Raw genomic sequence first — 16,637 nt, forward strand, 5'->3', positions numbered from 1 at the left:
TTATTTTAAAAATTCTATAACTTCCTTTGCCATTTCAATGGCGTTACCTTCAGGCTTGGCACTATACTCATTATGTTCAAGCGTCCAAGGTTCTTCTATTGCATACCAGTCTATCTGTGGACCTGTTGGCATTGCCATTGCAAAGAGTTCCGAACTTGTCTTTGTGGCATTCTTGCCAGCTCCCAGAGCATCTTCATCTGGCTGTTGGTTCTGTTTCATCTGTTTTGCCAATGCATCCATGTATATACTCCAACGCTTATAGTAGAAATCTTTCAGTAATCCTTCCCATTCCTTGTTAGCATAGTCGCGAAGTCCACCCTTGTCTGCGCAGATGCGATTACCCCATGTTGTAATCTGCACTCTTGCGTTCCATTCATACAAGTCTTTTTCAGCGTTCGTATGTCCCAGGTTTCTTGCAGCTTCAGTCCAGTGACCTAGTCTGAATTCACTTCTTGTAGCAAGCAACTTGTCTTGCAGAAGTATCATCTTTAGAAATCTCTTTGAGTCTTTGTCAAATTGTCCGATGCTGAATCCGTTGTAGTCAGCAATCGTTTTAAGATATTGCAGTCTTCCTTGGTCGGCTAGTGCTTGACGGCATATATCAACAAGATCATATTCAAAGTTGTTGTTACCTTTAAACTTGTCAGCAACGCTAACCATCAGTCTTGCAGCTTCGAGTGTTGATGCAGGATCATAATAGTTGCGCATTTTCGACCAACTTTTAACTTGGAAATTGTTTAATCCCGGTCTACCACAGAATATGCTTTCGTGAGGTCCCTGTTGGTTGTTTCCTGCAGGACAGTTGTATATTGTTTCTGAAAGTATGCTCCAAGCCTTTTGCAGATTTGCGTCATCACTTGAATATCTTGCTTTTACGTAGTTTCTTACCCAGTCTTCTTTATTGAATTTTTCAGGTCTCCAAGGCAGTTCGCTCATCATTTCAAACATCACGGGATTGTTTTCCGAACCTTCCATTGTGAAGCCGATGCCTTTGATATGTTCCGTATTTGGCGAAACTTCCTTTGTCGCATAGAAATTGTTAATCAGTTGATCCATGCGACCGTGAAGTCCAACATTGGCACCAAAGTTCTCCAATAGGCAAAACAGCCAATCGTGTTGTTCATATCCTTTGTCTCGTTTCCAGATAGAAGGGATACCAAACATCGGGCGACATTCAGAGAATAGGTCAGCAATCAGCAAATCGCCATTCTTCATGTCAGCTATCATCTGTTGACGTGGGTTCTCTGTCCAACCTTGTATCACCCATGTAGCCTTGTTGTTAGTACGTTTCATGGCATCCATCATAGCCTTTCCAGCTTTCGCGTAGTCAATGTTCGCGTCATCGTTGGTCTCATGGAAAGGATCCATACTATAATAATTCGCTTTACCGTATAGTTTCGTTAATTCCTTATAATATAGGTCTGCTATCTTGTCGAAATGCTTATCCGTTGCTGATAGATTGGCTGGTCGTGTATATCCGTTCCATGTGCCCCCGTCTGTAACGTTGAGTCCTAGCTTTGTCTTTGCGTCGTGTGGCATCATACCGCAGAAGCCTGGCAGTACTGGTTGCATGCCATATTCATTCATTCGTTTCAGAATCTTTTTCTGCAATGCCTCTTGTGCATTATACCAAGAGTCGGGTAGTGGACCTCCCCAACCTTCAAGGTTATTCATTTCCCACCATGCAAGGAATGCAGGTCCGGCAATGAACTTTCCTATTTCCTCTTTGTTGTAGCCAAGTTTCAGTAGCATGTTTCTCCACACCACTTCTTCGCCAACAATTGCTAGCGGAAGGTTTACTCCGTGAAGAGCCATCCAGTCTATTTCTGTCTGCCATCTTTGCCAGTCCCAGAAAGCCATGGAATAAGAGAACGTGCAGTAATTGAAATCATATCTTAGTTTCAAGTCCGTCTCATGACGTTCCGGTTTTAAGATCTTAGGAAGTTTGTTTGGAATATCAGCTTTCATGTTGTTCCATGTCAGTTGTATTCCTGCATAGTATTTCAGATACCAGTTCAATCCCGATGCAATATTAACCCAAGTATTTCCTTTGATTAATATTTTATCTTTGTCTTGTGAAAGTTCAAAAAAGTCTTTCTTGCTATTTACGAGTTCTGTTTCAAACTTATCTCCAGCCCCCTTGTCTATACGTTCAAGTAATCCTTGAATTGGATTCGCTTCTGATATAAGACTACATAGGAGAAAGATTGATAGTAGAATATGTTTCATATGGTGTTGTTTGTTGTAGTGACTATGTGTTATCACTTTTAGCCATTTGTACATCATAATTCGACTGCATTTTAAGTAAAGGCTCGTGATCTATACTTAACGCAGCTTCAATCATAAGTGCAAATTCTGTAGTGACAGGGCGTTTGCAATTTAAAATTTCATTTAAAACAGAGTATGACATGCCAATCTCTTTTGCCAACTGACGTTGTGAGATCCTTCGATATTCAATTTCATCCTTTAGAATTTCTCCAGGATGAACGGATATGTGTGGTATTACTTTGTTTGCAGTCATATACTTGCAAAGATATTAGTTTATTTTGTAATTTACAAATTATCGAACATAAATTTTGGAATGGCTTTGGCTTAGAAAATATTATGACTTCAAATGATCAAGTCAATATTCGGATAGCTGTGACAATATACATGGTGAGCAGCTTTTAAATTATTAAATCAATAAATTTACGAACTGATTATAAAATTATGACAAGTTTCTTTGCTTATTCGTTTGCATTATTCTACCTTCGGTGAAGATAAGCTGCACTCGGGAAAACAAAATTAAACCCGTTTTATTTTGCTTTTCCACTCGTTTGCATTACTTTACCTTCGGTGAAGATAAACTGCACTCGGGAAAACAAAATTAAAAACTGTTTTATTTTGCTTTTCCACTCATTTGCATTATCTTTGCAAACGAGAAGACATAGTGATTTAGAACAATATGGAACTTTAAAAAGATGCAATTATGAAGAAGTCAAAACGAACAAAGTCTAATGATCCTGTAAAGATTCTCAGGATGATTTCTCGCAATGAAGAATTAGAAAGGCGAGACGGAAAATTTCAACGTCTGTTGATTAGTAAGAATAAGCGGAAATATGACCGCAATAACTCAAAAAGGGAGTTGGGCAACATGAAGGAGCTCGACTCCCATTTTATTTATATACAAGCCTGTTGCTGATTCCTGCCTTGGTACGTGTCTTTGAACCTGCGTCTGCACATTTTTGTGTGAGCTTAAATGAGCCTAGTCCTGCGATCTTTACAATCTTTGAGTACTGAATTTCGGTAGTCATTACCTCTTTTTAGTTCTGTAAGTACCGCTAGTACATCACTCTACCTGAATCTTGTCAGTCATACCAGCAAGTTCTGTTGTTCAGAGATAAACGGCACGAGTGTAAAACTTACAACAGGTTTTCAGATTCTTTTTGTTCTTGTTCATGTAAATTTTGTAATTCAGCATGTTTCTTTTTCCTTTCTTTATAAATTGTTTTTTACTGTTTGAGACTTGCTGAAAGCATCATATATGTGCACCTATAATGTTCCTCCTTTCATTAGCCCAGTCACCTGATTTTCAAATGACAGGGGCAAAGGTACTGCAAGTTTTTAAAGCTTGCAATGAAATACTCATTGGCATGTTAGCCAAAGTAATATAAGGTCTGTTCTCCCGCTGATTCCCGCTGATATTCTTTTGTTTTATTACTCGTTCTTTGCATGTGTGAACGGCCTATTCTCTCGCAGATTACGCAGATTTCGCTGACAAAGACAGTTACCACTCGGTGAAGATATGCAGTTTATGCTGTTTGCTGTTTCTCTGCGAAATAATGCAGCTTGCTGCATTCATCTGCGACCTCTGCGCTATCTGGGAGAGAATAAACACATGGGAGTACTCAATCAATTAGCAAACATACTCAATAATATCAGCTAGACTCCAACGCATTCAAGCCATCTTTAACCGCTTCCTACACGTGCGTACATAGGGTTTTCAGAAATACTAGCGTCTAAGCGTCTAGCCATTGACTATCAGTGTGCTACTTCATTAATCGTAATTAATCAAGTGTCATCACCGTGTCATTTTTAACGATATCATAACGGAGGTTTTTCTCTTCTCAGATTAAACTTGTTTCTCATCAGAATATGTCCCATGCGCATGATGTTGCTGTTGTTACGATACTTTGTTTTCATCTTCTGCACAAAGAAAACTGCATTTGTGCCAGTTCTGCCGTCTCTGTCAACTATATACCTGCAATATTGAGATATGAATTGAGGGCATATCGCAGTTTGTTGCATTGTTTTTGGTATTTTTCACCCCGAATCATGACAAATAAATCATCAAGACTCGTCAATTTTTGTTTGATTTCCTGTTTTGCCTTATACAAGACGTTGATTTTAGATATTTTCATTCTGTTTTTTCGTTTTTATGATCAAAATTCCGTTCTACGACATCACATTTGCGTTTGTACGTGGAAACGTTTCTGTTGCTACGACATAAAGTTTGCGTTTCATCGATCAAACGTTTCCGTTTTATCGTAGAAACGTTTTTGTTATTTGCCATTTTACCGACAGTATGTTTTTGAAAAACAGCCTCTAATACGTTGATTATCAGCAAATAGACGTTTCGACGCTTATTAATTTGTAAAACCTATGTATCGTTTTCCAGTTCCCTGAGTATGCGCCTTACCCTAGCGGGTTTGATGTAGTACTCGTATTTACACTGGTTGCACACTTGCCGATAGGTTCCAGACTTCATGCGTTCTAACTTCTGTTTAGGAAGTTCCCTTCCGCATTTCTGGCATCTGATTGTTTCGGGGAGTATTTGCATTATAATCTCTGAGAAAATATTTAGGTTGTTCCACAATTTATTTATATCTTTGCATAAGATACAGCTGTAATTGGTATAAAATTCAAGTAAGTTGGATTATTCTGCTATCGTTTGCAGTACCTTTGAAATAAAGAAAAAGATAACATTATGAATGTAGAAAAACAAAAAGAAATATTACTCAAAGATGATGGGTTGTCAAATACCCTCGGTATGGAATTTATTTCTACTCCAGAACCAGATACATGTATGGCTAGGATGAAGGTTGATGAACGTAATCGTCAACCGTTTGGCTTTCTTAGTGGAGGTGCTTCTCTTGCATTGGCAGAGAATTTGGCTGGTGTCGGTAGTTTGGCTTTATGCCCTGGAAAGATTTGTGTAGGTATTAATGTAAGTGGAAACCATGTACGTGCCGTGCTTGAAGGTGATACAGTTACTGCTTATGGTAAACTGCAATTCAAGGGAAATACTTTGCATGAATGGCAAATAGATATCAAAAACAGTGAAGGAAACTTGATTTCTACAGTTCATGTCACTAATTATATAATGAGAACAGCGGCTCCGAAAAAGAAAAATGACTAGTTTTGCAATTTATCGTTTGCCTGACACAGATACCTGTGTGAAGATCTGTTCGGATTCTATGCCGCAACGCCTTTCTTCGTATGCTGAGCTGGAAGATAAACGTGGTTTTGTCTTTGCTCCTTTTTGCCTTGATAGTGATAGTCTGTTGGTGATCTGCCCAGATAAAATAGAGGTAACGAAGTGCGACGAAATAGAATATGCTGATGAAGAAACTGATTTAAATGTGTCTTATGACAGGGAAGCGTATCGAAAAGACTTTGAGCGTTTTCATGATAAGTTGCTTGACGGTAGTTTTGATAAACTGGTACTTTCTCGTAATATAAGTGTTAATGCTGATTTCGAGAAACGGTCTATGGCATTATTCATGAAAGCATGCAGGATGTATCCCCATCAGTTTGTAGCTCTTGTGTCAACTCCTGAAAGTGGAACGTGGCTTATGTCTACACCTGAAGTGTTGATAGAAAAAGATTCTGAATTATCTAAATGGCACACAATGGCTCTGGCTGGGACAATGAAAACACCAGGACCTTGGAGTGATAAAAATCAGAAAGAACAGAAATATGTTGCTGACTATATAAGAAAATGTCTTGAGATGTTTTCAAATGACATAGAAGTATCTGATCCTCATGTGACTACTGCGGCAAACTTGTTTCACTTGCGCACAGACTTTTATTTCTCAATGCGCGATGAAAAGTTACTGGGAAAGATGATAGATGAACTTCATCCTACTCCTGCTGTATGCGGTATTCCAAAAGAGGCGGCTCGTTCTTTTATTCTCTCAAACGAACATAGTAAGCGCCATTATTATAGTGGCTTCTGTGGTCCGTTGAATTATTCAGGAACTACTCATCTTTATGTGTCATTGCGCTGTATGCAAATTGAAAGAAGCCGTTGCAGACTTTATGCCGGTGGCGGTTTACTTCCAGATAGCGATGAAGCACATGAATGGTTGGAAACGGAATATAAACTAAATACAATGCTTGATGTACTCAGATAAGGAAAACGTAAATATCCTAACTTCACTCCTTGTGAACCATGGCGTGAATAAAGCGGTTGTCTGTCCTGGAAGCAGAAATGCTCCGATAGTACACAACCTCAATGAATGCCCGGATGTGGAATGTTATCCAGTTACAGATGAGCGCAGTGCGGGTTTCTATGCTTTAGGAATTGCACAGGCTACAGGTAGCCCAGTTGTTGTTTGCGTGACATCAGGAACAGCATTGCTAAATTTATTACCAGCTGTTGCAGAGGCTTTTTATCAGCATTTGCCACTTATCGTTGTTTCAGCTGATCGTCCTTCCCAATGGATTAATCAACTTGATGGACAGACAATACCGCAAAACGGAGCTTTGGGGAGCTTTGTAAAGAAGTCTATAAATTTGCCAGAACCTCATGATGAGGAAGAAAGATGGTTTTGTAATCGAATGATTAACGAAGTTTTGATTTCATGTGCATGCGGCGCTTGTGGTCCTGTACATATAAATGTTCCGATAACTGAACCACTTTATAGTTTTACTCAAACAAAGTTACCCGTTGAACGCAAGATAGAATTTGTTTCAGCTAATGCTGATACCTCAAAAGCAAGAACGTTGATGCTTGATAGATTTAAACATTCAAGCAGACCGATGATCGTTATAGGACAAAGTCAGATTGAAAGTTTAAGTGAAAGATTATCAAAGCATTTGCAGTCAAACGCTGTAGTGTTGATTGAACCGTTAAGTGCGGGTGGTGCTCAGCTATATCTGGACGAGATTGTGAGATGTGTTGAGAACGATGAGCGCTATTCTCCTGACTTCATCCTATACATTGGAGATTGCATCGTAAGTAAGTCAATAAAGAAGTTTCTGCGCAAGGCAGCACGCAAGGCAGAGGTGTGGATGGCTAGTGAAGATGGAAAGATTGCCGACACATTGATGAATGCAATTGGTGTGATTGAAGGTAATGTTTCTGAATTGCTTGATACTATTGTCTTTGATAATTGCAAAGACTATTATCATCTTTGGCATGATTCCGTAGTGGTGAAGAACATCGTGGAAAAATGCCGTTCGTTTATTCCTAAATATTCTCAGATGTCTGCTGTTAAAGCTTTTGAGGAAGCTATTGCACATCATGATATCATAAGACATTACGCTAATAGCATGTCAGTACGTTTTGGATGCATCTATTCAAAAGGCTATCTATATGTAAATCGTGGAATAAACGGTATCGAGGGTTCTCTCTCAACAGCTGCAGGATATTCTCTGGCAAGTGACAAAGATGTTTATTGCGTGATTGGCGACCTCAGTTTCTTCTATGATCAGAATGCTCTTTGGAATAAAAATATAGGTGGAAACTTAAAGATATTATTGCTTAATAATGGGGGAGGAGCGATATTCGGAAAGTTTGAAGGACTAAAAGATAGCAATGCACGTGACAATCTTGTGATGGCTAAGCACGATACCAGTGCAGCGGGAATATGCATGGCAAACCATATAAATCATATAGAGGCATTTAATGCTGAAACATTGAAGGCAGGTCTTGACAAACTAATCAATATGAAGTCGGACAATCCTACTTTGTTGGAAGTATTCACAGATGCCGAAAATGATATGAATGTGATAAAAGAATATTATACAAGTATATGACAAGAGAATGGAAAAAAATAGAAGGGTTTGATTTCAAGGAAATCCTCTTCGAGGAATATAATCATATTGCAAAGATAACGATTAACAGAGAACGTTATCGCAATGCTTTCACCCCATTGACAACATGGGAAATGAGTCTGGCTTTTAATTATTGCCGTGAATGCACTGACGTTCGTGTAGTGATTTTAACAGGAGCTGGAGATAAGGCATTCTGTTCAGGTGGCGATATGCACGTGAAGGGACGCGGAGGATATGTTGGTAACGATGGTGTGCCACGCCTAAACGTACTTGATGTTCAGATGCAAATACGTCGTTTGCCAAAACCAGTTATTGCAATGGTTAATGGCTATGCTATAGGTGGTGGACACGTACTTCATGTGATGTGTGACCTCACAATAGCTTCTGAGAATGCAATCTTCGGACAGACAGGTCCTAAAGTTGGAAGTTTTGATGCTGGTTTCGGCGCAAGTTATCTTGCACGTATGGTAGGACAGAAGAAAGCGCGTGAGATATGGTTCCTATGTAAGCAGTATTCTGCTAAGGAAGCCGAAGAAATGGGCATGGTAAACAAGGTGGTTCCTTTTGATGAGCTAGAAGATACATGCGTGGAATGGGCTGAAATTATGATGGAGCGCAGTCCGCTTGCTTTGAGAATGATTAAGGCTGGATTGAATGCAGAACTTGATGGTCAGGCTGGAATACAAGAACTAGCCGGTGATGCCACAATGTTGTATTATACGATGGACGAGGCGCAAGAGGGTGGAAAGGCTTTCCTTGAAAAGCGCAAGCCTGATTTTGATAAGTATCCTCAATTTCCTTGATATTAAGGGTATATCGTAATTGTGTTATCTTGATTTAGAATCTTTTAGAATATGAAACATATAGAAATTTCAGAACGAACATTGCATTTTAAACAACCTGCTGGTACTTCGCGTGGTGTTTATACAACGCGCCAAAGTTATTATCTCACGATTACGGATGATGACTGCCCAGGAATAAAGGGTGTTGGTGAATGTGCAACGTTGCCTGATCTTTCATGTGATGCTGTTCCTGAATATAATAAGATTTTAAAGGATATCTGTTTGATGGTTGAACAGACTGGCAAGATACCTTATGATATACTTCGTCCTTATCCCTCAATATTGTTCGGATTGGAAACGGCTTTTGCCCAGTTGGATGCAAATGGTTCTACACGTTTATACGACACGCCTTTCGCCCGAAGTGAGGAAGGAATAACTATTAACGGACTTGTATGGATGGGAACATTTGAAGAGATGTATTCCCGCTTGGAAACAAAGTTAAAGGCAGGCTTTCATTGCGTGAAATTGAAGATTGGCGCAATAGACTTTGATAAGGAACTTGATTTGATCAAGCATATCCGTGAGGCTTTTGATAAAAATACGATAGAGTTGCGAGTTGATGCCAATGGTGGATTTACTCCTGACAATGCGATGGAACGCCTTGAGGCATTAGCTCAATATGATATTCATTCAATAGAACAACCTATCAAGCAACATCAATGGAAAGACATGGCACGCCTGTGCAAGGAAACTCCATTGCCAATAGCTTTGGATGAAGAACTTATTGGTGTGAATGTGAAGAGCATGAAAGAATATCTTTTAGATTCGATACGTCCACAGTATATAATTCTCAAACCAAGTCTTCATGGTGGAATGTATGGGTGCGACGAATGGATAAAGCTGGCTAAAGAACGAGGTATCGGCAGTTGGATAACAAGTGCACTGGAAAGTAATATAGGACTGAATGCGATTGCTCATTATTGTGCGAAGACTTACGGTCCTTCTGTTTCCATGCCACAGGGACTTGGTACAGGACAACTGTTTACTGATAACATAGATATGCCATTGGTGGTTGATGGAGATAAAATTTGGTACAGAGAATGACACTAGATGAATTTTTGACAGAATGGAACAATGAATCTGATATGATACTTGTTCATACTAGTGGATCTACAGGAAATCCTAAACCAATGTATGTTGAAAAAAAACGTATGTTGAATTCTGCAAGAATAACATGTGACTTCCTTGGGTTATGCCCTGGTGATACTGCTTTCTTGTGTATGCCTTTAGATTATATCGCCGGGAAAATGTTGGTCGTGCGCAGTATTGAGCGCAAACTTAATTTAGTGAGTGTAACTCCAAGTGGTCATCCGTTGAAGGATATATCTTTATCTTTTGATAAACCCTCTTTGGCAGCAATGGTGCCTTTACAGGTTTATAATTCTTTGAATGTTGCTGCTGAAGCAGAGACATTACGTAGCTTCACCCATTTGATTATTGGTGGGGGAGCTATTGATGATGAACTGGCAAAGGCATTACGCAGTTTCCCTAATCATGTATGGAGCACTTATGGCATGACGGAGACGCTTTCGCATATAGCCCTTCGTAGACTGAATGGCGATAGTGCTTCAGAATGGTACACTCCTTTTGACAGTGTTGATGTTTCGCAAAACGAAGACGGATGTTTAGTTATTGATGCACCTTTGGTACATGATGGCAAACTTGTAACCAATGACATCGTTGAACTTAAAGATGGGAAATTCAGAATATTGGGCAGGAAAGATAATGTGATCTGTAGCGGTGGCATCAAAATCCAGATGGAAGAAGTTGAGCGTGCTCTTAGACCTTATATGGAGTCGAATTTTATGATCACAAAACGTAGTGATAAGAAATTCGGCGAGATTGTGGTCCTCATTACTGAAAACGACAATATCGCCGAAGTTGAAGCTATATGTAAACGTGTGCTACCTAAATATTGGTGTCCTCACGATTATCTTCATATTGAAAGTATTCCTCTCACAGAAACTGGTAAACCAGCACGTGTCAAAGCATTATCCCTCGCGAAAGAAATCTAAAGTTTCTTTTATTTCCTCGATAGTAGCAGTTTGGTTTATCTTTATATTACCTACATTTTCAAGAAGTGTGAAATTGATGATTCCAGCTTTGTTTTTCTTATCGTGAGTCATCAGCTCTATAAGTTCGTCATAATCATCACACGTTATTCCTAACGTGCCATAGTTCTCACGTATAAAATTAACGGTCTGTCGCATCTTGTCGGTAGGGAATCCAGCCTTTATGCTACTCAGATATAATTCGCATATAAGTCCGTAGGCAACAGCATAACCATGAAGTATAGGCTTACGCTTTAATGACCAACTTTCAAAAGCATGTCCGAAAGTATGTCCTAAATTCAAAGCCTTTCTTATGCCATTTTCATAAGGATCTTTTTTCACTATGTCCTTTTTCACCTCTACAGAGTCGGCAACCATCGTTTGTAGTAAGCCGAAATCAGGGTTGCTGATTTCAAAATTAACCAACTGTGCCCACATCTTATCGTTTGATATAAGACCGTGTTTAAGCATTTCGGCATATCCAGAAAGAATATTCTCACTGTCAAGTGTCTTTAGAAACTCAGTGTCAAGGATAACAAACTTACTATCGTTGAATACGCCAACCTCATTTTTTAATCCATTAAAGTTCATGCCTGTCTTTCCACCAACAGAAGCATCAACCATAGCGAGAAGGGTAGTTGGAATATTAATGAAATCAATACCTCTTTTAAAGGTAGAGGCAGCAAAACCACCGAGGTCTGTAACCATACCACCACCAAGATTAACCATACATGAATGTCTTGTAGCACCGCCTTTGCCTAGTTCCTGCCATATTTGGGCAAGAGAATCAATATCCTTATGTGAATCTGTAGCCTTTATAGTGATGACTTTGGCATTTCTCATTCTTATAAGTTTGCCAATGGTGGGCCAGCACTTTTCATGCGTAGTTTCATCAGTAAGTACAAAAAGCTTGTCGTGCTCACATTCTGAAATAGCCTTAGCTAATTCTTCTCCAATATTTTTGGATATTATTATTCTTTGTTCCATATACCGTTATAACGTAAGTTTCCTATGCAAAAATATATCATTTTGGTTTAATAACAAAATTTTAACTCATATTTTGACATTTTTGATTAAACTTGTTGCAAAAAATAGAGTCTAACCTATCGTAAATAAATTATACATTAGATGAAAAAATCTTTAATACTATTTCTACTGGCGTTTTTTGCCGTTGCCTCGTATGCGCAAAATCGCCTCATCACAGGAAGTTTATCCGATCGTGATACCAAAGAGCCACTAACGCAGACAACAGTGCAATTGCTACGTGCGAAAGACAGTACTTTTGTTGCCGGTACAATTTCTAATAACGAAGGTAAATTTTCTGTCAAAGCAAATGATGACGGACGTTATATTGTTCGTATAACTAGTATTGGTTATAAGCCGGTTGTAAAGCGTTTAAATATTGCGAATTCAGGTAATGTTGATCTTGGTAAAATTATTCTTGGATCAGATGCTGTTATGTTGAAAGGAGCGACTGTAGTTGGACAAGCTGCAAAGGTGACGCTGAAGGAAGATACATTTGTTTATAATTCCTCGGCATATCGTACTCCTGAAGGTTCTACTATTGAAGAATTGGTGAAACGACTTCCTGGAGCACAGATTGCTGACGATGGTACAATTACTATTAATGGTAAGCAAGTCAAGAAAATTCTTGTTGAAGGAAAAGAGTTTATGACCGGCGATACGAAAACGGCATTAAAGAATATCCCAACATCAGTGATTAATAAGATTAAGGCTTATGACAAGAAAAGTGACTTGGCAAAGGTTACCGGTATTGATGATGGTGAAGAGGAAACGGTATTAGACTTTGGTATGAAGCCTGGAATGAATAAAGGTATGTTTAGTAACATAGATCTTTCAGCAGGTACTAAGGATCGTTATTCAAACAGGGCTATGGGAGCTTATTTTAATGATAAAAATAGGTTGATGGTTTTTGCCAATGCTAATAACACCAACGATAAAGGATTTCCTGGTGGCGGTGGCTATGGTAGCTTTGGTGCCGGACAGCAAGGTTTGAATGCATCTAAAATGCTAGGTTTGAATTATAATTTTGAACAGAAAGATAAACTTCAAATTGATGCTTCTGTACGTTGGCAACATGCGGATGGTGATGTAAACACGACGAGCTCTGTAGAAAATTTCGTAAGTACTAAAGGCGCTTTTTCAAATAGTATTAGTCAGAGTTTTAGTAGAAGTGACAGTTGGGATGCAAGAATGAGATTGGAATGGAATCCTGATTCTATGACTGATATCATGTTTCGTCCTTCATTCACATATTCTAATAATGATGGTGTAAGCAAGAGTACGTCTGGTTCTTATAATGCAGATCCGTATTCGTATGTTTTAGATCCTTTATCAGCGGAGTCAATAAAGAAACTATCAGATGAAAATCTGATGGTTAACACTCGTGATAACAGCGGTATTAGCAATAGCAATAATAAAAATATTGGCGCTATGTTGCAATATAATAGAAAATTTGGAACTAAAGGACGCAACTTGACATTAAAGGGAGATGTAAGTTATGGTAAGAGTGACAGCAAGAGTTTGTCATTAAGTAATGTGCATCTATACCAGATAATGAACTCTAGCAATGTGGATTCAACCTATCAGACGAATAGATGGAATGTTACTCCTACAACAAACTCAGGGTATGATTTGCAGTTCACATATAGCGAACCAATCATGAGGGCTGTTTTCTTGCAGTTTAGTTATAAATATGAATATAAATATAGCAAGAGCGATCGCTCAACTTATGATTTCAGTAATCTTGGTGAGAACTATTTCTCTGGTCTACCTTTGATGTATGGCGATTGGAATTCTTATCTTTCAAGATTGGCAAATCCTGTTGAATCATATATTGATACAAATCTTAGTCGTTATTCAGAGTATAAGAATTATATTCATGACTTCGAATTGATGTTGAGAATAATCCGCACAAAATATACGTTTAACGTAGGTGTGATGGTTGAACCTCAGAAGTCTAGTTATATGCAGAATTATCAAGGGGTGCATGTAGATACAACCCGTACTGTTACCAACGTAACTCCAACATTGGATTTCCGCTATCGTTTCAGTAAGGTAAGTAATCTTCGTATTAACTACCGTGGAACGACATCGCAACCTAGTATGACACAATTACTGGATATAACAGATGACAGTGATCCATTGAACATCTCAAAGGGTAACCCAGGATTGAAGCCTTCGTTTACAAATAACTTTAGATTATTCTATAATAATTATATTGAGAAAAAACAGCGTGCAATAATGACATTCATCAATTATAGCAATACCAGTAACGACATAAGTAGTATGGTTACCTATAATGAGGCTACCGGTGGACGAGTTACTCGCCCTGAAAATATTAACGGTAACTGGAATGTAAGAGGTGCATTTATGTTTAATACGGCTATTGACTCAGCTGGTGTTTTCAATGTGAACACATTCACAAATGTGAGCTATAATAATTATGTTGCGTTTAACTTCTTGAATAACGAATCAACAAAGACAACTACTCGTTCTTCATCTTTAGGTGAAAGAATTGAAACAAGCTATCGTAATGGTTGGTTGGAACTTGCTGCAGACGGTTCGTTGAACTATACTCACAGCCGTAATGATATCTTGAATAATAATAATCTTGATACGTGGCAGTTTGTTTATGGTGGTTCGGTAAACATAACTCTACCTTGGGGTACAAGTTTGGCAACAGACCTTCATAATAATAGTCGTAGAGGATATAGTGATAACGCTATGAATACGAATGAACTTGTATGGAATGCTCAGTTGTCACAAGGCTTCCTTAAAGGCAGTCCACTTACAGTGAGCTTGCAATTATACGATATTCTACACAATCAGAGTAATTTCAGCCGTACGATAAGTGCGATACAGCGTAGCGACACACAATATAATAGCATAAACAGTTATGCAATGTTGCATGTTATCTATCGTGTTAACATCTTTGGAGGTAAGGATGCACGCATGAATATGCAGCATGGTCCTGACGGGGATGGCCCTGGTAGAGGAGATCGTCCACGTGGCGGTATGGGAGGCGGAGGACACCGTGGCGGTTTCGGCGGTGGACGTCCTTTCTAATGAAATGATTTAATGATATATTTATGAATGCCCCCCGAAAGTTTTATAACTTTCGGGGGGCATCTTTTATGTATATAGATATTAGAAGATACCCAATCTTCCGAATATGATTAATGTTCCTAAACCTAGAACCAAAGTGATGATGCCTACTGATAGTCCAACTTTTACCATATCGTTTTGCTTAATCAAACCAGTTGAGAATGCAATAGCGTTTGGAGGTGTACTTATTGGTAAACACATGGCAGCACTTGCAGCGATGGCGATGCCTACAAGAACGGTTACTGTTCCGCCGATTGATCCAAGACTGTCACCCATTCCTTTACAAACGACTGCCAAGATAGGGAGCAAAAGTGCAGCAGTTGCCGTGTTGCTGATGAAGTTGCTCAGACCATAGCATATCAGACAAGCTGTGATGAGGATGACAAACGGATTCCATTGACCGAAAGGAATACTGTTTATCGCATTCTCTGCAAGTCCAGTTCCATTCATTGCCATACCTAATGCGAAACCTCCTGCAACCATCCAGATTACCGACCAGTCAATTTCTTGTAAGTCTTTTGCTGTGATGACACCAGTCAGAGCGAATACTGCAATAGGCAGCATTGCTGTTGTATTTGCGTTTATGCCAAAAAGTTGACTGCCGAAAATCCATAGTAATATTGTTGTTATTATTGTAACTCCAACAACAACTGTACGCCAATTATGAGAGACTTCTCCATCAATTTTAAGATCTATTGTTTTTTGTGTGAAAGGGAAGAAGTAAAGAATAAGCCTCCAGGCAATGATAATTAGTATGATGACTAAAGGAACCATTATAATCATCCATTGGGTGAAAGTAATACCAAGATTAATGCCTGTGGGGTCGTTAAGATATTTTAGTGCGAATATATTTGGAGGTGTTCCGATAGGCGTTCCCATACCGCCAAGGTTAGCACCAATAGGGATAGCCATCGTTAACCCCATACGTCCTCTTCCGTTTGCTGGTAAAGCTTTAAAAACAGGTGTAAGAAATGTTAGCATCATAGCTGCTGTTGCAGTATTTGAAATAAACATAGAGAAGATACCCGTTATAAGCAGAAAACCTAATAAAACATTTTCACTTTTTTTGCCGAATGGCTTCATCAGAGTTCTTGCCATGAGTACGTCAAGTCCACTTTTAGTGGCGGCAATAGCTATGATAAATCCACCAAGAAACAGGATGATTGTAGGGTCGGCAAAGCATGCCATGACACCAACATGATCAAGCAGTTTGCCATATTGTCCTTCTGTTCCCTGAAGAAAAGAAAACGAGGAGTCGCTGACACAGAACAGTAAAACAAAGATTATTGTAATGGAAGTTGCCCAAGCCGGTATGGCTTCGGTAATCCATAAAAGCACAGCCATTGCAAATATGGCGATGACACGCTGTTGCACGATAGTTAAACCATCAATGCCGAATACATTTATCGGGAGATTCCAAACTAATAATGTTATAAAAGCCGTAATGGCAAACATCAGAAACTTTTTCTTGTTAAAATCTCCCGATAAAACTTTTTTTAATGAATCTTGCATAATATATGTTTTTATGGTTATAACGATGTTAGACATTGGCAAATATACAATTTATATATGTTGT

The 16,637-nt window shown here is 38.9% G+C and carries 12 protein-coding genes; 8 read left to right on the forward strand and 4 right to left on the reverse strand.

Annotated elements, in window-relative coordinates; translation table 11 throughout:
• Together HEQ28_RS02180 and HEQ28_RS02185 are read right to left on the reverse strand one after the other, a co-directional pair.
• Complete coding sequence (locus HEQ28_RS02180; protein ID WP_434503553.1) at positions 1-2,229, reverse strand: alpha-N-acetylglucosaminidase; 2,229 nt, start codon at positions 2,227-2,229, stop codon at positions 1-3.
• Between the two features lie 22 nt (positions 2,230-2,251).
• Positions 2,252-2,521 carry a HigA family addiction module antitoxin gene (locus tag HEQ28_RS02185; RefSeq protein ID WP_434503554.1) on the reverse strand — a complete coding sequence of 90 codons (270 nt, stop codon included), beginning with the start codon at positions 2,519-2,521 and terminating at the stop codon, positions 2,252-2,254.
• Between the two features lie 447 nt (positions 2,522-2,968).
• Between HEQ28_RS02185 and HEQ28_RS02190 the strand changes: the two genes are divergently transcribed.
• The 7 genes from HEQ28_RS02190 (at position 2,969) to HEQ28_RS02220 (ending at position 10,897) form a co-directional block, all read left to right on the forward strand.
• A complete protein-coding gene (locus HEQ28_RS02190) occupies positions 2,969-3,181 on the forward strand; it encodes a hypothetical protein (RefSeq protein ID WP_434503555.1) in 213 nt (70 codons plus the stop codon).
• Between the two features lie 1,785 nt (positions 3,182-4,966).
• A complete protein-coding gene (locus tag HEQ28_RS02195; protein ID WP_434503556.1) occupies positions 4,967-5,398 on the forward strand; it encodes a PaaI family thioesterase in 432 nt (143 codons plus the stop codon).
• The gene (locus HEQ28_RS02200; RefSeq protein WP_434503557.1) at positions 5,391-6,395 is read left to right on the forward strand and encodes an isochorismate synthase; all 1,005 of its coding nucleotides are present in this window, start codon (positions 5,391-5,393) and stop codon (positions 6,393-6,395) included. Before HEQ28_RS02195 ends, HEQ28_RS02200 begins: the two co-directional genes overlap by 8 nt.
• Positions 6,382-8,022, forward strand: coding sequence for a 2-succinyl-5-enolpyruvyl-6-hydroxy-3-cyclohexene-1-carboxylic-acid synthase (menD, locus tag HEQ28_RS02205; protein ID WP_434503558.1), 1,641 nt, complete (start codon positions 6,382-6,384; stop codon positions 8,020-8,022). The genes HEQ28_RS02200 and menD overlap by 14 nt, the downstream gene beginning before the upstream one ends.
• Positions 8,019-8,843 carry a 1,4-dihydroxy-2-naphthoyl-CoA synthase gene (gene menB / locus HEQ28_RS02210; RefSeq protein WP_434503559.1) on the forward strand — a complete coding sequence of 275 codons (825 nt, stop codon included), beginning with the start codon at positions 8,019-8,021 and terminating at the stop codon, positions 8,841-8,843. The genes menD and menB overlap by 4 nt, the downstream gene beginning before the upstream one ends.
• Positions 8,844-8,894: 51 nt before the next feature.
• Positions 8,895-9,926 carry an o-succinylbenzoate synthase gene (locus tag HEQ28_RS02215; protein WP_434503560.1) on the forward strand — a complete coding sequence of 344 codons (1,032 nt, stop codon included), beginning with the start codon at positions 8,895-8,897 and terminating at the stop codon, positions 9,924-9,926.
• The gene (locus HEQ28_RS02220) at positions 9,923-10,897 is read left to right on the forward strand and encodes an AMP-binding protein (RefSeq protein ID WP_434503561.1); all 975 of its coding nucleotides are present in this window, start codon (positions 9,923-9,925) and stop codon (positions 10,895-10,897) included. The genes HEQ28_RS02215 and HEQ28_RS02220 overlap by 4 nt, the downstream gene beginning before the upstream one ends.
• On the opposite strand, the gene aroB is transcribed toward HEQ28_RS02220, so the two are convergent.
• Entirely contained in the window at positions 10,874-11,920 is a 1,047-nt protein-coding gene (gene aroB, locus HEQ28_RS02225; protein ID WP_434503562.1) for a 3-dehydroquinate synthase, read from the reverse strand. The two genes, HEQ28_RS02220 and aroB, sit on opposite strands and share 24 nt — an antisense overlap.
• Positions 11,921-12,061: 141 nt before the next feature.
• On the opposite strand from aroB, the gene HEQ28_RS02230 reads away from it, so the two are divergent.
• Positions 12,062-15,022 (forward strand): outer membrane beta-barrel protein, encoded by a 2,961-nt coding sequence (locus HEQ28_RS02230; protein WP_434503563.1) that lies wholly within the window; start codon positions 12,062-12,064, stop codon positions 15,020-15,022.
• Positions 15,023-15,103: 81 nt separating this feature from the next.
• Here HEQ28_RS02230 and HEQ28_RS02235 read toward each other — a convergent pair whose 3' ends face one another.
• A complete protein-coding gene (locus HEQ28_RS02235) occupies positions 15,104-16,573 on the reverse strand; it encodes an SLC13 family permease (RefSeq protein ID WP_434503564.1) in 1,470 nt (489 codons plus the stop codon).
• Positions 16,574-16,637 lie beyond the last annotated feature (64 nt).

This window comes from Prevotella sp., from assembly GCF_051059605.1.
Taxonomy (GTDB): Bacteria; Bacteroidota; Bacteroidia; order Bacteroidales; family Bacteroidaceae; genus Prevotella.

Bases quoted from the DNA above. Each gene is read 5' to 3' on its own strand.
- menD (WP_434503558.1), top strand. From the start codon at position 6,382: ATGTACTCAGATAAGGAAAACGTAAATATCCTAACTTCACTCCTTGTG.
- HEQ28_RS02220 (WP_434503561.1), top strand. From the start codon at position 9,923: ATGACACTAGATGAATTTTTGACAGAATGGAACAATGAATCTGATATG.
- HEQ28_RS02195 (WP_434503556.1), top strand. From the start codon at position 4,967: ATGAATGTAGAAAAACAAAAAGAAATATTACTCAAAGATGATGGGTTG.
- HEQ28_RS02190 (WP_434503555.1), top strand. From the start codon at position 2,969: ATGAAGAAGTCAAAACGAACAAAGTCTAATGATCCTGTAAAGATTCTC.
- menB (WP_434503559.1), top strand. From the start codon at position 8,019: ATGACAAGAGAATGGAAAAAAATAGAAGGGTTTGATTTCAAGGAAATC.
- HEQ28_RS02235 (WP_434503564.1), bottom strand. From the start codon at position 16,573: ATGCAAGATTCATTAAAAAAAGTTTTATCGGGAGATTTTAACAAGAAA.
- HEQ28_RS02185 (WP_434503554.1), bottom strand. From the start codon at position 2,521: ATGACTGCAAACAAAGTAATACCACACATATCCGTTCATCCTGGAGAA.
- aroB (WP_434503562.1), bottom strand. From the start codon at position 11,920: ATGGAACAAAGAATAATAATATCCAAAAATATTGGAGAAGAATTAGCT.
- HEQ28_RS02200 (WP_434503557.1), top strand. From the start codon at position 5,391: ATGACTAGTTTTGCAATTTATCGTTTGCCTGACACAGATACCTGTGTG.
- HEQ28_RS02180 (WP_434503553.1), bottom strand. From the start codon at position 2,229: ATGAAACATATTCTACTATCAATCTTTCTCCTATGTAGTCTTATATCA.
- HEQ28_RS02230 (WP_434503563.1), top strand. From the start codon at position 12,062: ATGAAAAAATCTTTAATACTATTTCTACTGGCGTTTTTTGCCGTTGCC.
- HEQ28_RS02215 (WP_434503560.1), top strand. From the start codon at position 8,895: ATGAAACATATAGAAATTTCAGAACGAACATTGCATTTTAAACAACCT.